Source organism: Vibrio parahaemolyticus, from assembly GCF_900460535.1.
GTDB lineage: Bacteria > Pseudomonadota > Gammaproteobacteria > Enterobacterales > Vibrionaceae > Vibrio > Vibrio parahaemolyticus.
The window spans coordinates 2467572-2488200 of the sequence record NZ_UHIL01000001.1; the positions used below are offsets into that span (position 1 = coordinate 2467572).

General features: G+C 45.2%; 23 protein-coding genes. 6 read left to right on the forward strand and 17 right to left on the reverse strand.

Annotated elements, in window-relative coordinates; genetic code table 11:
• Window positions 1-225: 225 nt before the first annotated feature.
• Entirely contained in the window at window positions 226-666 is a 441-nt protein-coding gene (locus DYB02_RS12695; protein ID WP_005460092.1) for a YcgN family cysteine cluster protein, read from the reverse strand.
• Between the two features lie 187 nt (window positions 667-853).
• On the opposite strand from DYB02_RS12695, the gene DYB02_RS12700 reads away from it, so the two are divergent.
• On the forward strand, window positions 854-1102 hold the full coding sequence (locus tag DYB02_RS12700; RefSeq protein WP_005397239.1) for a GlsB/YeaQ/YmgE family stress response membrane protein: 249 nt from the start codon (window positions 854-856) through the stop codon (window positions 1100-1102).
• Between the two features lie 127 nt (window positions 1103-1229).
• Entirely contained in the window at window positions 1230-1478 is a 249-nt protein-coding gene (locus DYB02_RS12705; protein WP_017447809.1) for a YkgJ family cysteine cluster protein, read from the forward strand.
• Between the two features lie 18 nt (window positions 1479-1496).
• Here DYB02_RS12705 and DYB02_RS12710 read toward each other — a convergent pair whose 3' ends face one another.
• Genes DYB02_RS12710 through DYB02_RS12720 form a run of 3 tightly spaced genes read right to left on the reverse strand, consistent with a single transcriptional unit; the run spans window position 1497 to window position 3858 of the window.
• On the reverse strand, window positions 1497-2156 hold the full coding sequence (locus DYB02_RS12710; protein WP_005397228.1) for a helix-turn-helix transcriptional regulator: 660 nt from the start codon (window positions 2154-2156) through the stop codon (window positions 1497-1499).
• Window positions 2157-2184: 28 nt separating this feature from the next.
• Window positions 2185-3462, reverse strand: a complete 1278-nt coding sequence (locus DYB02_RS12715; RefSeq protein ID WP_025499567.1) for an L-cysteine desulfidase family protein — start codon at window positions 3460-3462, stop codon at window positions 2185-2187.
• A 15-nt stretch (window positions 3463-3477) separates the two neighbouring features.
• A complete protein-coding gene (locus DYB02_RS12720) occupies window positions 3478-3858 on the reverse strand; it encodes a RidA family protein (RefSeq protein ID WP_005479566.1) in 381 nt (126 codons plus the stop codon).
• Window positions 3859-4175: 317 nt separating this feature from the next.
• Here DYB02_RS12720 and DYB02_RS12725 point away from each other — a divergent pair, with 317 nt between their 5' ends.
• Complete coding sequence (locus tag DYB02_RS12725; RefSeq protein ID WP_005494432.1) at window positions 4176-5435, forward strand: SLC5/6 family protein; 1260 nt, start codon at window positions 4176-4178, stop codon at window positions 5433-5435.
• A 206-nt stretch (window positions 5436-5641) separates the two neighbouring features.
• Window positions 5642-6340 carry an aquaporin Z gene (gene aqpZ / locus DYB02_RS12730; RefSeq protein WP_005460095.1) on the forward strand — a complete coding sequence of 233 codons (699 nt, stop codon included), beginning with the start codon at window positions 5642-5644 and terminating at the stop codon, window positions 6338-6340.
• Between the two features lie 51 nt (window positions 6341-6391).
• Here the strand turns inward: aqpZ and recR are convergent, their stop codons facing one another.
• From recR to DYB02_RS12765, 7 genes are all read right to left on the reverse strand, one after another.
• Window positions 6392-6991: a recombination mediator RecR gene (gene recR / locus DYB02_RS12735; protein WP_005460088.1), complete on the reverse strand. Its 600-nt coding sequence runs from the start codon at window positions 6989-6991 to the stop codon at window positions 6392-6394.
• A 29-nt stretch (window positions 6992-7020) separates the two neighbouring features.
• Window positions 7021-7350 (reverse strand): YbaB/EbfC family nucleoid-associated protein, encoded by a 330-nt coding sequence (locus DYB02_RS12740; RefSeq protein ID WP_005460082.1) that lies wholly within the window; start codon window positions 7348-7350, stop codon window positions 7021-7023.
• Between the two features lie 82 nt (window positions 7351-7432).
• Window positions 7433-9568 (reverse strand): DNA polymerase III subunit gamma/tau, encoded by a 2136-nt coding sequence (gene dnaX, locus DYB02_RS12745; RefSeq protein ID WP_029806158.1) that lies wholly within the window; start codon window positions 9566-9568, stop codon window positions 7433-7435.
• 8 nt (window positions 9569-9576) lie between these two features.
• Window positions 9577-10122, reverse strand: coding sequence for an adenine phosphoribosyltransferase (gene apt, locus DYB02_RS12750; RefSeq protein WP_005460112.1), 546 nt, complete (start codon window positions 10120-10122; stop codon window positions 9577-9579).
• A gap of 165 nt (window positions 10123-10287) precedes the next feature.
• Window positions 10288-10692 (reverse strand): YbaN family protein, encoded by a 405-nt coding sequence (locus DYB02_RS12755; RefSeq protein ID WP_005494429.1) that lies wholly within the window; start codon window positions 10690-10692, stop codon window positions 10288-10290.
• Window positions 10693-10707: 15 nt separating this feature from the next.
• On the reverse strand, window positions 10708-10839 hold the full coding sequence (locus DYB02_RS25945; protein ID WP_005380608.1) for a hypothetical protein: 132 nt from the start codon (window positions 10837-10839) through the stop codon (window positions 10708-10710).
• 242 nt (window positions 10840-11081) lie between these two features.
• Window positions 11082-12188, reverse strand: a complete 1107-nt coding sequence (locus DYB02_RS12765; protein ID WP_029806160.1) for a response regulator — start codon at window positions 12186-12188, stop codon at window positions 11082-11084.
• 274 nt (window positions 12189-12462) lie between these two features.
• On the opposite strand from DYB02_RS12765, the gene DYB02_RS12770 reads away from it, so the two are divergent.
• Window positions 12463-13338: a LysR family transcriptional regulator gene (locus DYB02_RS12770; protein WP_005460107.1), complete on the forward strand. Its 876-nt coding sequence runs from the start codon at window positions 12463-12465 to the stop codon at window positions 13336-13338.
• Between the two features lie 102 nt (window positions 13339-13440).
• Window positions 13441-14625 (forward strand): ISL3 family transposase, encoded by a 1185-nt coding sequence (locus DYB02_RS12775; RefSeq protein ID WP_029847389.1) that lies wholly within the window; start codon window positions 13441-13443, stop codon window positions 14623-14625.
• Window positions 14626-14686: 61 nt separating this feature from the next.
• Here DYB02_RS12775 and purF read toward each other — a convergent pair whose 3' ends face one another.
• The 6 genes from purF to truA form a co-directional block, all read right to left on the reverse strand.
• Window positions 14687-16201 carry an amidophosphoribosyltransferase gene (gene purF, locus DYB02_RS12780; protein WP_005484378.1) on the reverse strand — a complete coding sequence of 505 codons (1515 nt, stop codon included), beginning with the start codon at window positions 16199-16201 and terminating at the stop codon, window positions 14687-14689.
• A 36-nt stretch (window positions 16202-16237) separates the two neighbouring features.
• Window positions 16238-16729, reverse strand: a complete 492-nt coding sequence (locus tag DYB02_RS12785) for a CvpA family protein (RefSeq protein ID WP_005484550.1) — start codon at window positions 16727-16729, stop codon at window positions 16238-16240.
• Between the two features lie 61 nt (window positions 16730-16790).
• Window positions 16791-17399: an SPOR domain-containing protein gene (locus DYB02_RS12790; protein ID WP_015297091.1), complete on the reverse strand. Its 609-nt coding sequence runs from the start codon at window positions 17397-17399 to the stop codon at window positions 16791-16793.
• Window positions 17400-17413: 14 nt separating this feature from the next.
• The gene (gene folC, locus DYB02_RS12795) at window positions 17414-18676 is read right to left on the reverse strand and encodes a bifunctional tetrahydrofolate synthase/dihydrofolate synthase (protein WP_025558284.1); all 1263 of its coding nucleotides are present in this window, start codon (window positions 18674-18676) and stop codon (window positions 17414-17416) included.
• A 45-nt stretch (window positions 18677-18721) separates the two neighbouring features.
• Window positions 18722-19648, reverse strand: a complete 927-nt coding sequence (accD, locus tag DYB02_RS12800) for an acetyl-CoA carboxylase, carboxyltransferase subunit beta (protein WP_029806101.1) — start codon at window positions 19646-19648, stop codon at window positions 18722-18724.
• A gap of 184 nt (window positions 19649-19832) precedes the next feature.
• Window positions 19833-20627, reverse strand: coding sequence for a tRNA pseudouridine(38-40) synthase TruA (gene truA, locus DYB02_RS12805; RefSeq protein WP_005479529.1), 795 nt, complete (start codon window positions 20625-20627; stop codon window positions 19833-19835).
• Window positions 20628-20629: the final 2 nt, after the last annotated feature.

Below are 20629 nucleotides of genomic sequence, written 5' to 3' on the forward strand. Positions count from 1 at the left end.
GAAACGAATCCCGATCGGAGCGATCAAGAATCGGAATGTAAAGCCTTGAAATGATATGCCCTAAGTTTACATCACTAAATTGCAAACCGAGCAGCATTTAGTTAATTAAGCGTCAGAGTTCAACAATGACCGTCGTTTTGTCATCACTTATGAGAATCCGGTCTTTTATTGACCCTAAAAGCAAACAAGCCTTTCACTGTTGGTAAAAGGCTTGTTTCAATTTGGCTATGGGCGATTTGGGTGATTCAAAATGTGGTCTTCCCAATCCACCACATCAATTTCGTACACCACTTTGTTGCGGACACTTTCGCCCGCCGCGTGCATTGCGGATTTCGAGCCCGTAATCAACGGGTGCCATTCTGGTAATGGCTGATTTTCGGCTAACAGACGGTAAGCACACGTGTGCGGTAACCAAGTGAAATCGTCGATGTCTTCGCGTGTCAGCTTGGTGCACTCTTCGCCAGAGGTAAAGCGATTTGGGTAGTCCTTACATGAACATGTTTTGCTGTTCAGCCAGCTACACGCCACATTGGTGTAGTAGATTTCATCGGTATCTTCATCCATTAGCTTGTGCAGACAACACTTGCCACACCCATCACAAAGAGATTCCCATTCCTCTTCGCTCATGTGTTCTAACGATTTACTTTGCCAAAATGGAGTGCTCATACTTCAGGTCTCACCAAGGGAATTAGGGGCCGATTTATACTCTTCTCGCCGCAAAAGTTCAAGTTTTGAGACGATCTCCAATCGGCATCAAGTATCTAATACGATATTCAACCATTTTCAATTAACTGTTCTATCCTTATACGAGTTCGCATTATTTCATTGATCACGAAGGAATTAAGGAGTTTTCATGGGTATCATTTCTTGGATTATTTTGGGCTTGATCGCCGGAGCCTTAGCGAAATGGTTGATGCCAGGAAAAGATGGTGGAGGCTGGATCGCAACCATGTTGCTCGGGATTGCCGGTGCCTTTGTTGGTGGTTTCCTTGGCGGCATTCTTGGATTTGGTGGCGCGACAGGTGTAAACATCGGCAGCATCATTACCGCAACGCTGGGCGCGTTTATTCTGCTGTTTGTTTACAATCGCTTCTTGAGATGATCACAACGGTTTAAAAGCAAAAAGGAGCACTCTATTGGGTGCTCCTTTTTATTTTTTCTTAAGCGACTCTTCCAATCCACGTCAAAATGACCATAATTGCCCCCTCAATTTTTAAGAGGTTTACATTATGGATTGTCGATTAGGATGCGGAGCTTGCTGTATTGCGCCAAGTATCTCTTCACCGATACCTGGAATGCCCATGGGCAAACCAGCAGGTGTTCGTTGCGTGCAACTCAACGATGACAATTTGTGTAAGCTGTTTGGTAAGCCTGAGCGCCCTAAAGTTTGTCACGATTTTAAGCCGTGTCCGGTTGTGTGTGGCAAAACCAACCAAGAAGCGCTCGACAACATCACTGAGCTAGAGCAACTTACTTAATCTATTCAGCGCACCCGTTTAGTCGTTCCCAAGCTCTCGCAAATACAAGTAGATGGTATCGCGCGATATACCAAGATGGTTTGCAACCATTAAAACAGCATCTTTGTATTTAAAAATGCCTAGCCCATGCAGTCGCGTCACCAGTTCACGGTTGCGTTTAGAAGGCGCAATGGCTTCATTTTCCCACACTTCTGTTTGCACGGTTTCTATCGTACTGATGATGGTTTCATCAATATTACGCGCAAACGTTTCTGGTGAGCGAGCACCACCAACACAACACTCGGTGTGTTGCTGAGGCAACATTGCCTTTAAAAACGCCTGCATCGGTGCATCCATATCCACGTTGATACACAGCAAACCAATCGGTTTGTTTTTTGGATTTCTGACAATTGTCGTAATGGAGTGCAAGGTCTTTCCGTTCGACGTTTTCGTCAGGTACGAATCAGAAACGTCCTTGCCCTCTCTTAACTTCATTCTCGCTAAGTTGGTAATTGGGGCACCTTCACTGCGTTCCGTCACGTGCCCATTTGCGATTTTGATGATTTCCGGCGCTTCGGCATCTAAGCTGTGGAGAACCACTTCAGTGTGTTCACCATACATACGTGCAATGCCATCCACGACGTTTTTCATAGAGTTCAAAATATCGAGATCACTCTTGGTGAGTTTCTTTAGTAGCAATGTTACTTCCCTTAGCAAAAACTGGAGGTTAGGCCGACATAATATCGATAATAGATTTGTCAGTATACGGCATACCGAAACGAACCATTGAGCCAACATTTCTTATCGTTTGCTCAACTTCTTCGCCTACTATACCTTGATTCTTAACACTGTGGTTACCCATCGCCATCAAATATGAGCGCACCGCCGTTGTCGACGAAGTACACACTTTCATCGCACAAGAGGACTTCGCACCATCACACACCATACCTGAACTATCGCTGATGACGTTTTGAATGGCGTAGCATGATTGCTCGAATGTACCACCAGCTAAATATACCAGCGCCATAGACGCCGCCGCACTGGTTACAGTGTTGCCACAAAATGCGGATAACGGTGGGTAATAAGATTTGATGTAAATAGCCCCTAAATGGCTCATGATCAACGCGCGAGCCAGCTGTTCTTCGTCGTTTTGGAATGCTTCAGCCGCAACTACGACTGGCATTGTAGCGGCAATACCTTGGTTCCCACTGCCGAAATTGCTCATGGCTGGCAACGTCGCCCCTCCCATGCGAGCATCAGACGCCGCGGATGTCATCATCTGTATACGACTCATTAAGTCATTACCCAATAAGCCTTGCTCGATGTTGCCTTTTAGCGTGCGTCCAATTTCGAGGCCGTAACCTCGGTCGATACCTTCTTGAGCCAGCAAGGTATTGAGCTCTGCAGCTTGGAGAATGAATTTGATCTCTTCAAAAGGCGCTTGAGTGGCAAACTCATAGATTTGTTTGATCGAAATATCCACACCTTCACAAACAGAAGCGGTTGCAACGCGTTGCTGCGGTGGAGCATCAAAAATCACGTCGCCATTGCGCATGATCTGGATAATGTTGGTGTGACCGCCACTGATCGTGACCGAAACAACATCGTCACCAGAAGTGAGCGTTACGCTGCAATAAATGAATTCTTGCGTATCCATGCGCGCTACAGTTACCCGCTCTTCATCTATCAATTGTTGCGCAGCAGCGACATCCTGCTCATTAATCCGAGCCAACACTTCCAGTTCTGCTGTTGGGTCACCGGCTAATGCACCAACTGAGGCGGCAATTTTGAGGCCTATCTTGCCCGTTCCGGGTACGAAAACACCCATCGAGTTTTTAAATAGGTTGTCTGAAACACGCACCTCTATCGCATCAATATCGGATGTGCCTAACTCTTTTCTAGCAACTGCTGCCGCGTACGCAGCAGCAATGGGTTCTGTACATCCTAATGCAGGTTTCACAACTTGCTTAATGATTTGGATATATTGTGTCCATTGCTGGTTCATGCTCTGTTCTCCGTATTACTTTTTATGAGCAATCGCTTCGACTTCAATTAACACGCCAAGAGGCAAATCTTTCACTGCGAAGCAACTGCGTGCCGGACAATCTTGTTGGAAAAACTCTGCGTAGACCTTGTTAAACTCGGCAAAGTCATTAATATTCGATAGGTAACACGTTGTTTTTAAAACAGTATCGACACTGCCACCACCAGCCTCTAAAACGTGCTTCAAGTTAGTAAGAGATTGATGACTTTGTGCACTGATGCCGCCTTCAACTACTTTTCCTGTTGCCTTATCAACGGGTAATTGACCAGATGTAAAAATCAAATCGCCATAGCTAGTGCCATGTGAATAAGGTCCGATAGCAGCAGGCGCGTGTTCAGATGAAATCAATTCTTTCATTTTTAAATCCTCACATAAATTTTATTTTTTATTAAGAAGCTTCTAATTTAACTTCCGTATTAGCGTTATTTTTTCAATTAAATATGAATTAAACAACTAGAACAGATCACAAAATTCGTCAAAAAATCCAATTTATTTGAACTTTTTCGCCAAGATCTCAAATTTATCTGAATTTTCCACAAAAAAATTGGTGATATATGTTTTCTCAATTAAATTTGAGAAAAATTCATACTAACAAGAGAAACAATAAAATGAGCGTGACAGCACCTACACAAACCTTACCTATCGGTAAAGAGCCACCGCACGTAAAAGCAGGCATGGCCCTAGACGAGTGGAAAGCCGCGACCAAGTTTGATAGCACAGACTGGGGATGGGTGATCATGAGTATCGGCATGGCAATCGGTGCCGGTATTGTCTTTTTACCAGTAAAAGTAGGCGTATTGGGCCTTTGGGTATTCTTGGCCTCTGCCGTGATCGGCTACCCAGCGATGTACTTGTTCCAACGCCTTTTCATCAACACTCTCTCAAGTTCACCAAAGTGCCAAGATTACGCTGGCGTCATTTCCGGTTACCTTGGTAACAAATGGGGGGCGTTATTAGGTGTGCTCTACTTCATCATGTTGGTGATTTGGGTCTTTGTTTACTCAACAGCCATCAACAATGACTCGGCATCTTTCCTACATAGTTTTGGCATCACGGAAGGTTTACTGTCTGAAAACCCGCTATATGGTCTGGCTTTAGTGTGCGCGCTGGTCGCTATTGCATCTCGTGGCGAAAAGATTTTGTTTAAGGTCAGTACTGGTCTTGTGCTGATTAAACTTTGTACCGTTGCATTACTTGGCGTCATGATGATCGAAAAATGGGATGTAGCGAATGTCGGTGCGATTCCAGAAACAGGCGCTGGTTTGAAAGATGCAATTGAGCTACTGCCGTTTACTCTAACGTCTATTCTCTTTATTCAAAGCTTGAGCCCAATGGTGATCTCATACCGATCAAAAGAAAAATCGATTGAGGTTGCTCGCTTTAAAGCCATGCGCGCAATGAAAATTGCTTTCGGTATCTTGTTTGTGACGGTCTTCTTCTATGCGATTTCCTTTACGCTTGCGATGTCACATGAACAAGCGGTTAAAGCAGCAGAAGAGAACATCTCTGCTCTTGCGATGGTTGCGCAAGGTATGGACGGCACGACGCTAAAACTAATGAGTTTAATGCTGAATATTTTCTCAGTAATGACTGCGTTTTTTGGTGTGTACTTGGGTTTCCGCGATTCTTGCCAAGGTCTAGCGATGCTGGCTCTAAAAAAGGTCATGCCTGAAGAGAAAATCAATAAAGACTTGGTCACTAAAGGAATCATTCTCTTTGCGATTCTCATGGCGTGGGGTGCAATTGTATTGAATCTACCAGTTCTGAGCTTCACATCAGTATGTAGCCCTATCTTTGGTTTGATTGGCTGTTTGATTCCAGCTTACCTTGTCTATCAAGTGCCTTCTTTACACAAATACAAAGGCGCGTCGCTTTACTTGATTATTGCTACTGGTATTTTGCTGTGCGTATCGCCTTTCGTCGCATTTAGTTAAAACCTACGTTGCCTTGGCTGTTACTCAGTTAGTGATGGCCAAGGCAAACTGAAGATTCAGCCTCTCTTCTCCCTGCTTTTATCTCATCCTTGAGAACTCTTGCCACATACCGTCCTAATTGCAGTTTTTACGCGATCTCCCTCACACTTTATTGACAATTCTCGACTATGTTCAGCGGGTCATTTAATTAGAAATTAGGAAATAACATGAACAAGTATTTGGCTGAGGCTTTTGGTACGTTCTGGCTAGTATTGGGCGGCTGCGGCAGCGCAGTGTTAGCTGCAGGTTTTCCAGATGTTGGTATTGGCCTGCTGGGTGTCGCTCTGGCCTTTGGTTTAACCGTTTTAACCATGGCATTTGCAATCGGTCATATTTCAGGTTGCCATTTGAACCCTGCAGTGACGGTTGGCCTTTGGGCTGGCGGTCGTTTTGATACAAAAGACGTTGCGCCTTACATCATCGCACAAGTGATCGGCGGGCTGATCGCTGGTGGTATTCTTTATGTCATCGCGACAGGACAAGCTGGATTTGATGTTGTTGGTTCTGGCTTTGCCGCCAACGGTTATGGTGAACACTCACCAGGTCAGTACTCAATGCTTGCTGCGTTAGTTTCTGAAATCGTGATGACGATGATGTTCCTTATCGTTATCATGGGGGCGACAGACAAACGTGCACCTCAAGGTTTTGCGCCTATTGCAATTGGTTTGTGTCTGACTCTTATTCACCTGATCAGCATTCCTGTGACTAATACCTCAGTAAACCCAGCTCGTAGTACAGCAGTCGCAATGTATGTAGGTGACTGGGCAGTTTCTCAGTTATGGCTGTTCTGGGTTGCGCCTATTGTGGGTGGCGTACTTGGTGCGGTTATCTACAAAAACCTGCTTGGTAAAGAATCAAACGATTAATCGTTCCCAACTCCCAAGATCAAAAAAGCCGCTGAATTCAGCGGCTTTTTATTAAATCTTATGTCGACCCAATAATGAGTGTGACAAGGTCGTGCCATCTACGAGCTCAAGCTCCCCACCTACAGGCACACCGTGCGCGATACGGCTAGCTTCGACTTGGTGCTCTCTGCACAACTCCGCAATATAGTGAGCAGTAGCTTCTCCCTCAACCGTTGGGTTGGTTGCAAGGATCACTTCAGAAATATCACCTCGACGTAGACGATAATCAAGCACGTCTAAACCAATATCACTTGGACCGATGCCATCAAGCGGAGACAAATGCCCCATAAGCACAAAGTATCGACCGGAGTATTGACCCGTCGCTTCGACTGCTGCGATATCTGCCGGGCTTTCTACTACACAAATTTGGCCGTTTTCTTGGCGTTTTGGGTTAGTACAAATGTGGCAAACTTCTTCTTCAGTAAAAGTTCGACATTCAGCACAGTGACCAATTTCGGTCATTGACTGACTCAGCGCATCTGCCAGTTGCAGACCACCTTTTCTATCACGCTGTAACAAATGAAAGGCCATACGTTGGGCCGACTTGGGGCCTACCCCAGGTAGACAACGTAAGGCCTCCATCAATTGTTCCAGCATATGACTGGTACGCATGAAAATCCGCTTAATTAGATGTCAGCAGATTAGAATGGCATTTTCATACCTGGTGGTAGTTGCATACCGCCAGTTACAGAAGCCATTTTCTCTTTTTGAGTTTCTTCAACGCGACGTGCTGCATCGTTGAATGCCGCAGCGATAAGATCTTCAAGCATTTCTTTGTCGTCTTCCATCAAGCTTTCATCGATGTCAACACGACGCACACTGTGGCTACCAGTGATTGTTACTTTAACTAGACCAGCACCAGACTCGCCAGTTACTTCCATATTCGCGATTTCTTCTTGAAGCTTTTGCATGCGCTCTTGCATTTGCTGGGCTTGCTTCATTAGGTTGCCCATACCGCCTTTACCAAACATGTTTATCTCTCTGGTTTAATTGGGTGTTGCATCAGTTAATGGGGTTATCACTTGACGTTTTCAACCCCATTCCGTTTGTTAGTTAGATAGGGCGCACACTATCTTTATCAAGCTCTGCAGCAAAACGACGCTCGATAAAGTCGACATTCGGGTCGTTCTCCAAGCTGTTCAGCGCTTGTTGTAACTTCTCTTGATAGAGCCTGTCTCTCAGTTCAAGTGGTGTTTCGCCACTCTCTCCTACTTCGATACTCAAGTGACACTCTTCACCTAAAACCGTGTTTAGTGCGTTGAGCAGCTCACTTTGAGCTCTATCTGTATTTAAGTGTGCTTGGCTGCTTCTCAACTGTAAAGAAACGGTCGAGCCTTCTTTACTATAGTCAGAGTTTAGCGCAAGTTGTTCCACCAGCTTAGGCAGGTTCATCAAACTGATCATTTTCGCCCACTCGTTTTGTTCAAGTGACTCATCAATCAGCTTTTGTGCCATTTCTGGTGTTTTTTCATGCTCAAGCGCTTGCTTGAGCTGCGTAGGTGTCAGCTTGGTATTAACTTTCGTCTCAACAGGCTTACTTGGACGCCAGCGATACGCTTCTTCAACTTCTGGTTCAGTAGGCTTTGGCGTTGAGTTTGGCGACACCTGCGCGGAATTGCCATGCAATTGCGCTACTCGGTCGATGACCGATTCTGGTTTTGCAGATGCCGCTTTAGGCTTTTTTGTGCCACCATTTTGCGTTGTGTTTTGCTGTAAACCCTGCTTACGCTGTGAACGTAATTGATGACGTAAGCCTGCCGCACCCATTCTTGATGGCGCAGGTGCGCTTTCTTGCTGAGGTTGAGCCTCTGACGCTGGGTTTTCGCTCATTGGCGGAGCCATGTCGTACTGAGGAGGCGACATATCATAACCACCAGTCTGATAATCTGGCTGATATTGTGGCTCTTCATTCATTGACGCAGGCTGATTCACTGACGGACGAACGGGCTGCGAAACAGATTGTTGTGCTTGCACTGGATTTGGGCGCGACTGCTGTTGTGCTACCGGAGCCTGCTGTGCTGGCGCTGAATTCGTTAGACTCGCATTTGGCATCTGACTCAACTGAGGTTGAGATCCTGCGGTAACGATATTTGCACCGTTATTCGCTGATGGACGAAAAGCCAACATACGTAAGACGATCATCTCCATACCAACACGGCCATTTGGAGACAGCGTCAGATCGTCACGACCTTTTAGCGCAATTTGATAGTAAAGCTGCACATCTTGTGGGCTGAGCGCTTTACTTAATAATTCGATTTTTTCTGCATCAGGCTGTGCTCGGTCTAGTGACGCAGGCAGTGCTTGATACATAGCGATGCGATGTAACTGCGTCGCGATTTGTTGCAATAAACCGTCCCACTCAACACCATTCGCCGCCAATTGGTGGATTTTATCCATGGCTTGTTGAGGTTGTTTACTGCTGATCGACTCAAGCAAGTGAATCGCTTGATCCGTATCGATGGTTCCCAGCATGTGGCTAACGATGTCGGTTTGCACCGCACCATTGCCTAAAGCAATCGCTTGGTCGGTCAAACTCAGCGCATCACGCATACTCCCATCAGCTGCATGGGAGATCATACCGAGCGCTTTGGACTCTGCTGAAACCTGCTCTTGACCCAAAATGTAGTCAAGTTGCTGATGAATATCATCAACACTGATTGGCTTGAGATGGAACTGCAGACAACGAGATAAAATGGTAACTGGCAGCTTCTGTGGATCGGTTGTTGCGAGCAAAAACTTCACATACTCTGGCGGCTCTTCCAAGGTTTTTAATAACGCATTGAAAGAGTGACGCGACAGCATGTGCACCTCATCGATGAGGTACACTTTAAAACGTCCACGAGCGGGTTTGTATTGAACGTTGTCTAGCAGTTCGCGAGTATCTTCAACTTTAGTACGTGATGCCGCGTCAATCTCAAGCAAGTCAACAAAGCGACCTTCATCAATCTCTCGGCAGGTAGCACATTCACCACATGGTGTGGCGGTGATACCAGTCTCACAGTTCAACCCTTTGGCAAACAAACGGCCGATACTGGTTTTACCCACACCACGCGTCCCACTGAATAGGTAAGCATGATGTAAACGGTTTTGCGCCAATGCGTTTTCCAGTGCCGTTAGAACATGTTTTTGCCCTACGACTTGGTCAAACTTATTAGGACGCCATTTTCGCGCTAAAGCTAAATAACTCATTGAATGTATTAATGTCCTTCAAAATCGCAAATGCTGAATACGTTTAGGCCTAATGCTTCTAAACGCTTATCACCACCGATTTCTGGTAGGTTGATAACGAACGCTGCGTGTTCAACTTCACCACCAAGTTGGCGAATTAACTTTGTCGTTGCCTCAATCGTGCCACCTGTCGCCAGCAAGTCATCCACAACCAATACTTTATCGCCTTCTACGATAGCGTCTGTGTGAATTTCTAACGTATCAATGCCGTATTCTAGTTCATAAGATTGAGCAATGGTCGGGCGAGGTAGTTTGCCTGGCTTACGCACTGGAACAAAACCAACACCTAGCTCAAGCGCTAGTGGCGCACCAAATAGGAAACCACGTGCTTCTGTACCCACAACCTTTGTAAAGCCCATGTCTTTGTAGCGTTCAACCAGCAGACCGATGGTTGCTTGATACGCTTTTGCGTCTTCTAATAGGCTTGTTACGTCGCGGAAAAGAATGCCTGGTTTTGGGTAATCTTGGATGCTTTTGATGCTAGATTTGATCAGCGAAATTGTTTCTGTAGTCATAATACCGATTTACTTAGATTGGCTCATCACCCTCTATTCTAATCACAGTATCACGAGGGCAACGAACAATAGGTTTTCACCGCTATGTGCCTATTTTCTTAAAAGTCACAGGCGCTGAAAATACAAACGCCCACTCGAAGAGCGGGCACACTATTCTCTACAATCTTAGTGATTTTCTTCTCTGTCAGCAACCAACTCAATCACAGGTAGGCGCATAAACCAACTGAGTAAAACGATTAGCATCACTAAAAGAGCAATTTTTACCCAGATGATGGGGGCTACGATGATAGAAACGGTAAAACTAAGAATGATAAAAACCGCACCACGCTGTTTGACTTTAGGGCTCACCGCTCGATGACGATGCCAATTGTCTAAAATAGGGCCGAAGGTTTTGTGATTGTGTAACCAATGATGAAATGCAGGGCTGCCGCGCATAAAACAAGCGCTTGCTAGCAAGATAAAAGGAGTGGTCGGTAAGAGAGGAAGGGCGATGCCGGCAATGCCAAGCGCTATACAGAGTCCACCAACAATATTGAAGAAGTAACGCTTAATACGAATGGTGAACTCCAATACACAATAGCTAGATTAAAAGCCTGCGTAACCGTTCATTACACGAAGCCAGGTTAGCGTTGCAGGTAGAGTTGGGATCAAAAGTACTGCAATGAAACCTAAAAAGTAAAAAATATTATAAGGCTCTTTAAAATCTTTGTCTGCCATGATGTTTCTTCTCACTAGTTGACTTTGCTTCTCCCAACACGCAGCGTTAAATTAACGTTGCATAAATGGGTCATTATTGTTTTAGGCGCTGACTATACCTTAAACAATTCCATCTAAACACCAACAAAAAGTAAGGTTATAAAATCATCAGTTATAGAACGACAGATTCAGGAAAGAAGAAAGCAGCACATTACATGCTGCTTTCGCCATATTAATTAAAGATAAGATCCGAGTTTGGCTTTCTAAACGAGTCTATTAACTCGAGTAATATTCAGGCTGAAACTGGATGCACCTAAACAACCTATCGACAACTGACCTGTTGTCTTCAGCGGTAAATCTCGGGTGATGAAGTTTTTCATGCTGCCATCACCCAGTCGATTGCCTGCCGCAATATGTTGATTTTCATGTCCATCCGACCATTGGCTGTCCAAACCAGCAGGTAAAAGTGACACGGTTGAAGAAACTAAATCCGCCACACCAAATACCGCCTTCACCGCACCAGCACAATCTGAGCACTCAATGCCCTTCTCCATGATGTTTACCATGTCTTTCAGATCCGCACTGAAACTTTTTAAGTTTCTTAGGTAATCATCAAACAAAGCTCTCACCAGTAGCGTTGTCGCTACACCTCCATTTTCTTGGGAAGCAGAGTCCACTAAGTAGAAAGCAAACTGTCCATTCATCAACCAGCGATAATCAAACACCAAAGGCATCAAATCTGCCGACTGTAGTAACCGATAAGAACAACGCCAGTCACCTTGAGAGGCGTCTTTGTCTGGCAGCAACGCGTGCAGCAGATCTCTCGCTGCATTTGGGTTTTGTTGCAAGTACTCTAAATGCCAGTGCAGCTCTTGCTCATCTGGTATTTCTCCACCGTCATCTACGCGGAACCATTGGCTTGAAAAGTCACGCTGTTCGGCAAAATGACAATCTGAGTCTTCAAGCGTATTGTCAATCGCTTGCGACAAATGTTCATAATTCCCTATCGGTTTTGGAAGAAAGTCTTTAATACCAAAACGCAACGCTTTCGCGACATCAGACATTTCATCTGTGCCAGACACCACAATAAGCGGTAGCGATGGATACTCAAGACTGACTTCTTCTACGAATTCTATGCCATCTAATACGGGCATAGACAAATCACACAAGACGAGATCGGGTTGGCATTCCCTAAGTTGATGAAGAGCCTCTAGGCCATTTTCAGCTTCTACTACTTTGAAACCCTGACTTTCTAAATAAGCATTGGTTACGTTACGAAATATCGGATCATCGTCCACTAACATGATCAGTTTCCGATTAACCACTTCCTGTGCCGAGACCATTGCCGTTTGACTGTGAGTCTTGAACATACCTTTACACCTCACAAAGCTTAGTCAAAAAACAAAATTATTTAAGTTATTATTTTTGTTGTGTTTGCATAGGCAAAACGTTGCGCAGCAAGACTTGAAGCGGTTTCGCCTTGTTATAAAACGTAGCTTGAAAAAGTCATTTATACAAATTGTCAGTATTTACTCCAAGGCTCTTGCTGTGTTCAAATGATGCAACATGTTGACTTAAAGCAAGCTTTAATCACAAAGTTAATTATAAATTAGCCACAATTGGTAATTTAATGTGTCTGGAAATATGAAATTAGATGATTTGAACCTGTTTCGACTGGTTGTCGAAAATGGGAGCTATACCGCAACTTCGCGAAAAACCATGATCCCGGTGGCAACCATCACCCGACGCATTCAAGCGCTAGAAGACTCTGTCAATCTTCGACTATTGAACCGTCACGCACGTAAGCTTTCTCTGACTGAAGCCGGAGAACGCTTTTACCATGAATGCTCTCCCCTACTTCAAAGGCTGACATCAACCGCGGAAGAAATCACTGATGACTGCCGCGGTGCATCAGGCAAAATTAAAATTTCTGCGCCTTACAATCTGACCAAGCGCATGATGATGCCGATGTTTAATGACTTCATGAAGAAGTATCCGGATATCAATATCGAGCTGACGACAGAGAACAACGCTGATCAATTAGACCCAACGGAATGGGATGTTATTTTCCGTGTAGGTCCGCAACGAGATTCCAGCCTAATTGCTCGTAAAATTGGCGAAGTAAAAGATATTTTGGTTGCCAGCCAAGACTATCTAGCAGCCAACCCTGCGCCAAACCACGCAGAAGAGCTCTCAAACCACTCTTTGCTAAAAGGCTACCCACTTATCAAGTGGACACTGATCAACAGCAAAGGTGAGTCTGTGGTGAACGTAGAGCGTGGTCGTTTCCAAGCCAACGCACTCAATGTTGTTCGCAGTGCTTGTTCAGAAGGTCTAGGTATTACATTAATGCCTGATGTGATGATTAAGGAATACATCGAAAGTGGTGAATTGTTGCGAGTATTGCCAGATTGGAGCGCAAACCCGCGCGACATCTACATGCTGTACAACCACAAAGATCACTTGCCAGAGAAAGTGCGTCTGTTCATCGACTTTGTGATTGCCTACAACATTCACTAAAAAATAAAAGGTTCATCGCGGATAAGCGGGAACTAAAAACAAAAACGGTAGTAAGTGATAGAGTTTTATCGCCAAACAAAACCTACACAAACTACCGTTTTCATGTCGAATCATACTTTCCTATCTTCATTCTGGGAAGGCTTTCATATAGTAAAGTCTCATCAGACTGCATCATTAATAAAGCTCACTCTCAAACCTAATTCTATCGCTAAGTGTCCGTGCGGGCTTAAAGCTCAAGCCATACATGAGTATCAGTGGCGTAACGTGAAGGAAGCTACACTGTTAGGAGCTCCCGTTGAACTGTCCATTCAAACCCGACGCAGTAATTGCGGCATTAAAACAGAGCGGCTATCTTGGTTGGAACCTTATGCTCGTATCACTAACCGCCTACGAAGCTATATAGAACAGTTGTTACCTCTGCTACCAATTAAACATATAGCCCAAGTGACAGGCGTTCATTGGCAAACAATCAAAGAGATAGATAAGCGTCGGCTTCAACAAGTAGTGCCGCAAGTTAAATGGGGTGAATTAAGGCAACTCGTCATGGACGAGTTCGCCATTTTTAAAGGGCACCGCTATGCGACGGTCATTGCTGACGCGAAAAGCCATCAGGTTATCTGGATAGGACTAGGTCGTAGCCGCAAGGATATTCGACCGTTCTTTGAACAGCTAGGTGAGCATGGTAAAAATATCGAAGCTGTAGCAATGGATATGAATACGGCTTTTGACCTTGAAGTCCAAGAGCATTGCCCAAATGCTCGCATCGTTTACGACTTGTTCCACGTCGTTGCTAAGTTTGGTCGTGAAGTGATGGATAAAGTCAGAGTCGACCAAGCCAATAAGCTAAAACAAGATAAAAAAGCAAGGCAATGGGTCAAGCGTTCGCGCTGGGTGTTATTGAAAAATAGGGATAATTTGAATGCACAACAGGAAAGCTACCTCACAGAAATATTGAATATGAATCAGGACTTGATGACAACTTACTTGCTGGGTGCGCAATTAAAGGAACTATGGCGTTGTGGCTCTGAACTTCAGGCTAAAAACTTATGGCAGGTATGGTGGGAGCAAGTGAATGAGAGTGGAATTAAGCCACTTAAAGAGTTCGCTCGAAAGCTCCGTCCATATCTTCATGGGATTACTGCTTCAGCAAGTTACCCGCTGAATACCTGTACGCTTGAAGGGATAAATAACAAGATAAAGTTAATCAAGCGGATGGGATATGGCTATCGAGACACTGATTACTTCTTCTTAAAGATAAAAGCGGCTTTCCCCGGAAAGCCGAGATGAACCAAATAAAAACCAGAGCCTAGGCTCTGGTTTTTTTAATCCCGATAATGATGGCGCAGATTTACGCGCCTTCGTTGTGCAACTCTAGGTTCGCTAGATCTTGCTGAATTTCACGTTGCGTTTTTGCATCGTCATTACGCAAACCATCTAGGAAGTCGAGGTATTGTTGATCGATATCGCCAGTTACGTATTCACCATTAAATACTGATGTATCGAACTGCGTGATATCTTGGTTACCTAAGCCTACCGCTTCAACTAAGTCATCTAGACGTTGGTAAATAAGCGCATCCGCACCAATCTGCTTACAAATGGTTTCGTTGTCACGACCATGAGCAATCAGCTCTGTCGCGCTCGGCATATCGATACCGTAAACGTTAGGGAAGCGAACTTCTGGTGCAGCAGACACCATGTACACTTTCTTCGCGCCGGAGTCGCGAGCCATCTCAATGATCTGTTCTGATGTCGTACCGCGAACGATAGAGTCATCCACCAGCAACACGTTCTTATCTTTGAACTCAGAGCGGATAGCGTTTAGCTTGCGACGCACTGATTTCTTACGTTGTTGCTGACCAGGCATGATAAACGTGCGGCCAACGTAACGATTTTTGACAAAGCCTTGGCGGTAAGGAATATCGATCGCTTGAGCAATTTGTAGTGCGATATCGCAAGAGGTTTCAGGAATAGGGATTACGACGTCGATATCAAGATCGGCGTAATCTTCACGAATTCGCTCACCCAGCTTTTTGCCCATTTCAACGCGAGCACTGTACACAGAGATTTTATCGATGAAAGAATCAGGACGCGCAAAGTAAACAAATTCAAAAATACAAGGATTTAGCTTTGGATTGTCTGCACATTGCTTAGTGAACAGCTCACCTTCAAATGTCGCATACACCGCTTCACCCGGAGCTACGTCACGCACAAAGTCAAAACCGACCGCATCCAACGCAACAGACTCTGATGCAACCATGTATTCCGTGCGACCAGCGACTTCACGCTTGCCTAAACAAAGAGGGCGAATACCATGCGGGTCACGAAACGCAATCATACCGTGGCCGATGATCATCGCAGTTACTGCATAAGCGCCGCGAATAGTACGGTGCACATTGGTAACAGCGCGAAATACATCTTCAGCAGTCACATTGCCTTTTACTGTGTCAATTTCGTGTGCAAGTACGTTGAGCAGCACTTCTGAATCTGAAGTGGTGTTGATGTGGCGGCGATCTTTTTCAAACAGTTTCTGACGAACTTCGTGAGCGTTGGTCAAGTTACCGTTGTGGGCAAGTGTAATACCGAAAGGAGAGTTTACGTAGAAAGGCTGGGCTTCTGAGGCGCTTGAACTACCCGCAGTTGGGTAACGAACGTGGCCGATACCGACCTCACCTTGCAAGCGCTGCATGTGTCTTGCTTCGAATACATCCTTGACTAAACCGTTCGCCTTACGCAGACGAAAACGATTGCTTTCTATGGTACAAATACCAGCGGCATCTTGGCCACGATGCTGTAACACCGTTAACGCGTCATAAATAGACTGGTTTACAGGCGTTGTGCCCACGATTCCAACAATACCACACATGTCCTAATCCTCGATTTGCGACAGTAGCTGGCACTACTAGATAGTGCCAGACAGAAAACTTGATGTTGCTTGTAAATGCTCGAAGAATGGGGCGATGATACGGCTGAACTCAGGGATCAACTGTGACTCTTTCCACCAATCCGAGCTTGGGAATGCAGTAAACGCATCCATAAAAAACAGCACCGCAGAAACAATTAAGACTCCGCGTAAACCACCAAATACAATTCCTAGAATTCGGTCAGTACCTGATAGCCCTGTTTTTTGTACCAGTTGACCAATGACGTAATTCACCACTGCACCAACTACCAAGGTTGCGACGAATAACGCCGCAATTGCGGCTCCGTTGCGAAACATATCATCTTTGATATTGGTGAAGTACACCGCCAATTTGGCGTAGTAGTTACTGGAGATAAAAAACGCTCCGAACCAAATAACCAAAGACAAAGCTTCTTTAGCAAAACCGCGAACTAAACTGATCAGAGCTGAAAATCCGATCACACCTAAAATGATAAAATCTATCCAATTCATGTTTTCTTCATCTTAAGTTGGCGCGCATTTTAACAGAAAAAATGCTGACGCAAACGTTTTCTTATGGATTTAATGGCTTAAATTTAAGCAATTGACCTTTTGAGCCGGTAATTTTTTGTAATTCTTGAACTTGTCGTTCAAGTTTACTTTTTGACACATCAGGGCCAACAATTACTCGAGTAAAGTCGTTCTCTTTTTTCGTATGAGCCTGGTAACCACGCTTCTGCAAATCCGCAACAAGCGCCTCTGCATTTTCGTGATTCTTCAGCGCCATCAACTGAATGATCCACGCAGAATCTTCATATTGATTTTTTTCTTCAACTGGACGAACAGCAATTTCAACCTGCTCTGGCTGTTTTGGTTGCTTTACTTCGACGGGTTGTGGCGTAGGTTCAGGTTTCTGCTCCGGCTGAGAGGCGTTAACCTGACGCTCTTCTGACTCTTGCACGACCGCCTCTACTGGTGATTCTGGTAGCGCAATGTCATCTTCTACTGGCTCTAAGATCTCGAAGTTTTCCACATCACTATCAAGTTCAGGTTTGATAGGAATGCTGGCAAATTCTTCTTTGTAGTGCAGTTTTTTACCATCTAGAACATCAGGGAGAACAATGACTCCCACTGCGACTAGAATGATGGTGCCGACTAAACGACTTTGGAATTTACTTGCCATCAAGTTACCTTTGATTACTTATTCTTTGATTGCCAATACTCCAATACCTCACCTACGGTATGGAATGAGCCCGCGACCAACACAAGATCGTTTGAAGCAGCGCTGCTTAATGCACTCTCAAACGCTTCAACCGGTGTTTGGAACTGAACTTGCCCTTGCGGTAGGTACTGGCATAATTCATCCGCCGTTGCAGCCCGTGGCCCAGTCAACGATGCTGGATACCAATGCGTCGCGATGGGCTTAAGCGCGGCCAATGTCGCTTTGATGTCTTTATCATGCAGCATTGCAATTACAACGTGGATAGTTTTCCCTGCGTACTGAGTTTTTACCTTTTCAACTAAATACTCAGCAGAATGAGGGTTGTGCGCCACGTCCAACACAATTTCTGGCTCGTGTTGAAGTACCTGCATTCGACCCGCGAGTCGAGCATTATTCAAGCCATTCACGATGTTTATGTCAGTGATTTGCAATTCCGACGCGCCTAGAGCCATTAAAGCAGTGGCAGCATTTGGAAGAGGTAGCGAAGGCAGAGGAAGATCCTCAAGCGCAAAAGCACCACTACTCCACTTCCAACCTTTCTCAGTTAGAGCGTAGTCAAACTGGATGCCGACTTGGAAGAATTCAGCACAGATATCATCAGCATGGGCTGCAACCGTCGCTGGAGGCAGTGGTTGACCACAAATCGCGGGTTTACCTGCACGGTAAATGCCCGCTTTTTCAAAGCCGATAACATTGATGTCGTCACCAAGCCAATCTACATGGTCGATCGCCAGGCTGGTGATCACTGACACATCGTGATCAACGACGTTTGTTGCATCTAGTCGCCCACCTAAGCCAACTTCAAGAAGCACTACATCGACGTTTTCGACTTGGAAAATACGCAGCGCTGCAAGCGTGCCGAACTCGAACAGACTTAAACTGATGTCACCACGTTGTTTTTCTACATAGTCAAACGCTTCACAGTGCTTAGCATCTTCCACGTCTACACCATTAATGCGCACACGCTCGTTATAACGAATCAGATGAGGAGAACTGTAAACGCCTACCGAATAGCCAGCGTCGAGTAAGATTGCTTCCATTAGCGCACACGTTGAGCCTTTGCCATTGGTTCCGGCAACAGTGATTACGGTGGGAGCAGGTTTGGTGAGATTGGCTTTTGTCGCTACCGCTTGAACGCGGTCTAAGCCTAAATCGATAGCTGAGGAATGAATATTTGATAAATAATCAAGCCACATCGCTAGAGGAGATGTGGCTTGAGGAATTGGGTTTTGGGTCATCTAACTTTAACCATTAATTTCTTTGGCTTTATGTTAGTTGTTACTTTACCCTTTTTCGTCCACTTCTGGTACAGAATATGGTTCTTCATTTGGAGATTCGTTAACCGAAATCACCAATGGAGACTTGTGGTTAGTCATCTTAGCGATAAGACCACCCACACGTTGACGCATTTCACGACGGTCAACGATCATATCAATCGCACCGTGCTCAAGCAGGAACTCGCTACGTTGGAAACCTTCAGGAAGATCTTCACGTACCGTTTGCTCGATTACACGACGACCTGCAAATCCGATCAACGCTTTAGGCTCACCAATGTTGATGTCGCCCAGCATCGCCAAACTTGCCGATACACCGCCCATGGTTGGGTCAGTAAGAACCGAAACAAATGGCAGGCCTTTTTCTGACAGACGCTCAAGTGCCGCACTGGTTTTCGCCATTTGCATTAGAGACATCAGCGCCTCTTGCATGCGAGCGCCGCCACTTGCAGAGAAACATACAAGCGCGCAGTTGTTCTCGATTGCTGCTTCTACTGCTTTAACAAAGCGAGCACCAACCACAGAGCCCATTGAACCGCCCATGAAAGAGAATTCAAACGCACACGCTACTAGAGGCATGCCTAATAGCTCACCTTGCATAACGATCAGCGCATCTTTCTCGCCACTGCTCTTTTGTGCTGCAGAGATACGTTCTTTGTATCGCTTAGAATCTTTAAACTTCAGTTTGTCTTGAGGCTCAAGCTCAGTGCCTAGCTCAACACGGTTACCTTCGTCCAAGAATGTTTCCAAACGACGACGCGCTTTCATACGCATGTGATGGTTACACTTAGGACAAACTTCTAGGTTACGCTCAAGTTCAGCATGGTAAAGAACCTGCTCACAAGAGGTACATTTCGTCCACACACCTTCTGGGATAGAAGCTTTACGTGAACTAACTAGGTTACTTTTCTCTAAAATCTTTTCAAGCCAACTCATGGAAGACCTTTTCTCTCAACTCTTCCGCTTCATTGCGAAAGATATAAATTCGAAATAATACCGACGGATTAAACCATATCTTGCGACGAGTGTAGATAAAAAACTGGTTGTACCTATTTTCGATATCGTTAATTACTGATGTTATGCGGCTACACTACCGATATTTTGAAGCAAGTTTGTGAATTTAGTTCAAATTATCTGGCAAAAACAGCGGACCGATCGGCACGCAAGGCAATTCAAATTCTTCTGGATAATCGACATCGACTAAGTACAAACCTTCAGCCTTCGCTGTTGCACCTGCAAGTTTGCGATCTTTTGCCTCAAGCAACCACTTGATCCACTCTGGTTTTTCTTCACCACGACCGACTTTAATCAGGCTACCTGTGATGTTTCGAACCATGTGGTGAACGAACGCGTTCGCTTTAATGTCGATAACAACATAATCACCATGACGAGTGACGTTTAGGTGCATCAAATTACGGCACGGACTCAACGACTGACAATGCGCTGCACGGAATGATGAAAAGTCATTTTCACCTAACAAATATTGCCCGGCTTCATGCATTTTTTTTTCATCTAGCTCGCCGTGATAATGGCTCACACCCGAGTTCAAAATGCCTGGGCGCAATGCGTGATTAAAAATGATGTAGCGGTAACGACGCGCTGTTGCCGAGAATCGCGCGTGGAAGTCATCAGGAACTTCTTTTGCCCAGCGAACAGCGATGTCACTTGGCATGTTCGCATTTGCGCCCATCGTCCAAGCCACCATTTTTCGATTAACGTTGGTATCAAAGTGAACAACTTGTCCCGTACCATGTACACCCGCATCAGTACGACCTGCACACTGCACTTCGACAGGGTGGTTCGCAACGATGGACAACGCTTTCTCTAGTTCTTCTTGAACACTTTTCACTTCTCTTTGGCGTTGCCAACCAAAATAATTTGTACCGTTGTATTCGATACCTAATGCGATTCTCATCT

Coding starts and splice junctions, on each gene's coding strand:
- DYB02_RS12695 (WP_005460092.1), bottom strand. CDS start 666: ATGAGCACTCCATTTTGGCAAAGTAAATCGTTAGAACACATGAGCGAA.
- DYB02_RS12700 (WP_005397239.1), top strand. CDS start 854: ATGGGTATCATTTCTTGGATTATTTTGGGCTTGATCGCCGGAGCCTTA.
- DYB02_RS12705 (WP_017447809.1), top strand. CDS start 1,230: ATGGATTGTCGATTAGGATGCGGAGCTTGCTGTATTGCGCCAAGTATC.
- DYB02_RS12715 (WP_025499567.1), bottom strand. CDS start 3,462: ATGAACCAGCAATGGACACAATATATCCAAATCATTAAGCAAGTTGTG.
- DYB02_RS12720 (WP_005479566.1), bottom strand. CDS start 3,858: ATGAAAGAATTGATTTCATCTGAACACGCGCCTGCTGCTATCGGACCT.
- DYB02_RS12725 (WP_005494432.1), top strand. CDS start 4,176: ATGGCCCTAGACGAGTGGAAAGCCGCGACCAAGTTTGATAGCACAGAC.
- aqpZ (WP_005460095.1), top strand. CDS start 5,642: ATGAACAAGTATTTGGCTGAGGCTTTTGGTACGTTCTGGCTAGTATTG.
- recR (WP_005460088.1), bottom strand. CDS start 6,991: ATGCGTACCAGTCATATGCTGGAACAATTGATGGAGGCCTTACGTTGT.
- DYB02_RS12740 (WP_005460082.1), bottom strand. CDS start 7,350: ATGTTTGGTAAAGGCGGTATGGGCAACCTAATGAAGCAAGCCCAGCAA.
- dnaX (WP_029806158.1), bottom strand. CDS start 9,568: ATGAGTTATTTAGCTTTAGCGCGAAAATGGCGTCCTAATAAGTTTGAC.
- apt (WP_005460112.1), bottom strand. CDS start 10,122: ATGACTACAGAAACAATTTCGCTGATCAAATCTAGCATCAAAAGCATC.
- DYB02_RS25945 (WP_005380608.1), bottom strand. CDS start 10,839: ATGGCAGACAAAGATTTTAAAGAGCCTTATAATATTTTTTACTTTTTA.
- DYB02_RS12765 (WP_029806160.1), bottom strand. CDS start 12,188: ATGTTCAAGACTCACAGTCAAACGGCAATGGTCTCGGCACAGGAAGTG.
- DYB02_RS12770 (WP_005460107.1), top strand. CDS start 12,463: ATGAAATTAGATGATTTGAACCTGTTTCGACTGGTTGTCGAAAATGGG.
- DYB02_RS12775 (WP_029847389.1), top strand. CDS start 13,441: ATGTCGAATCATACTTTCCTATCTTCATTCTGGGAAGGCTTTCATATA.
- purF (WP_005484378.1), bottom strand. CDS start 16,201: ATGTGTGGTATTGTTGGAATCGTGGGCACAACGCCTGTAAACCAGTCT.
- DYB02_RS12785 (WP_005484550.1), bottom strand. CDS start 16,729: ATGAATTGGATAGATTTTATCATTTTAGGTGTGATCGGATTTTCAGCT.
- DYB02_RS12790 (WP_015297091.1), bottom strand. CDS start 17,399: ATGGCAAGTAAATTCCAAAGTCGTTTAGTCGGCACCATCATTCTAGTC.
- folC (WP_025558284.1), bottom strand. CDS start 18,676: ATGACCCAAAACCCAATTCCTCAAGCCACATCTCCTCTAGCGATGTGG.
- accD (WP_029806101.1), bottom strand. CDS start 19,648: ATGAGTTGGCTTGAAAAGATTTTAGAGAAAAGTAACCTAGTTAGTTCA.
- truA (WP_005479529.1), bottom strand. CDS start 20,627: ATGAGAATCGCATTAGGTATCGAATACAACGGTACAAATTATTTTGGT.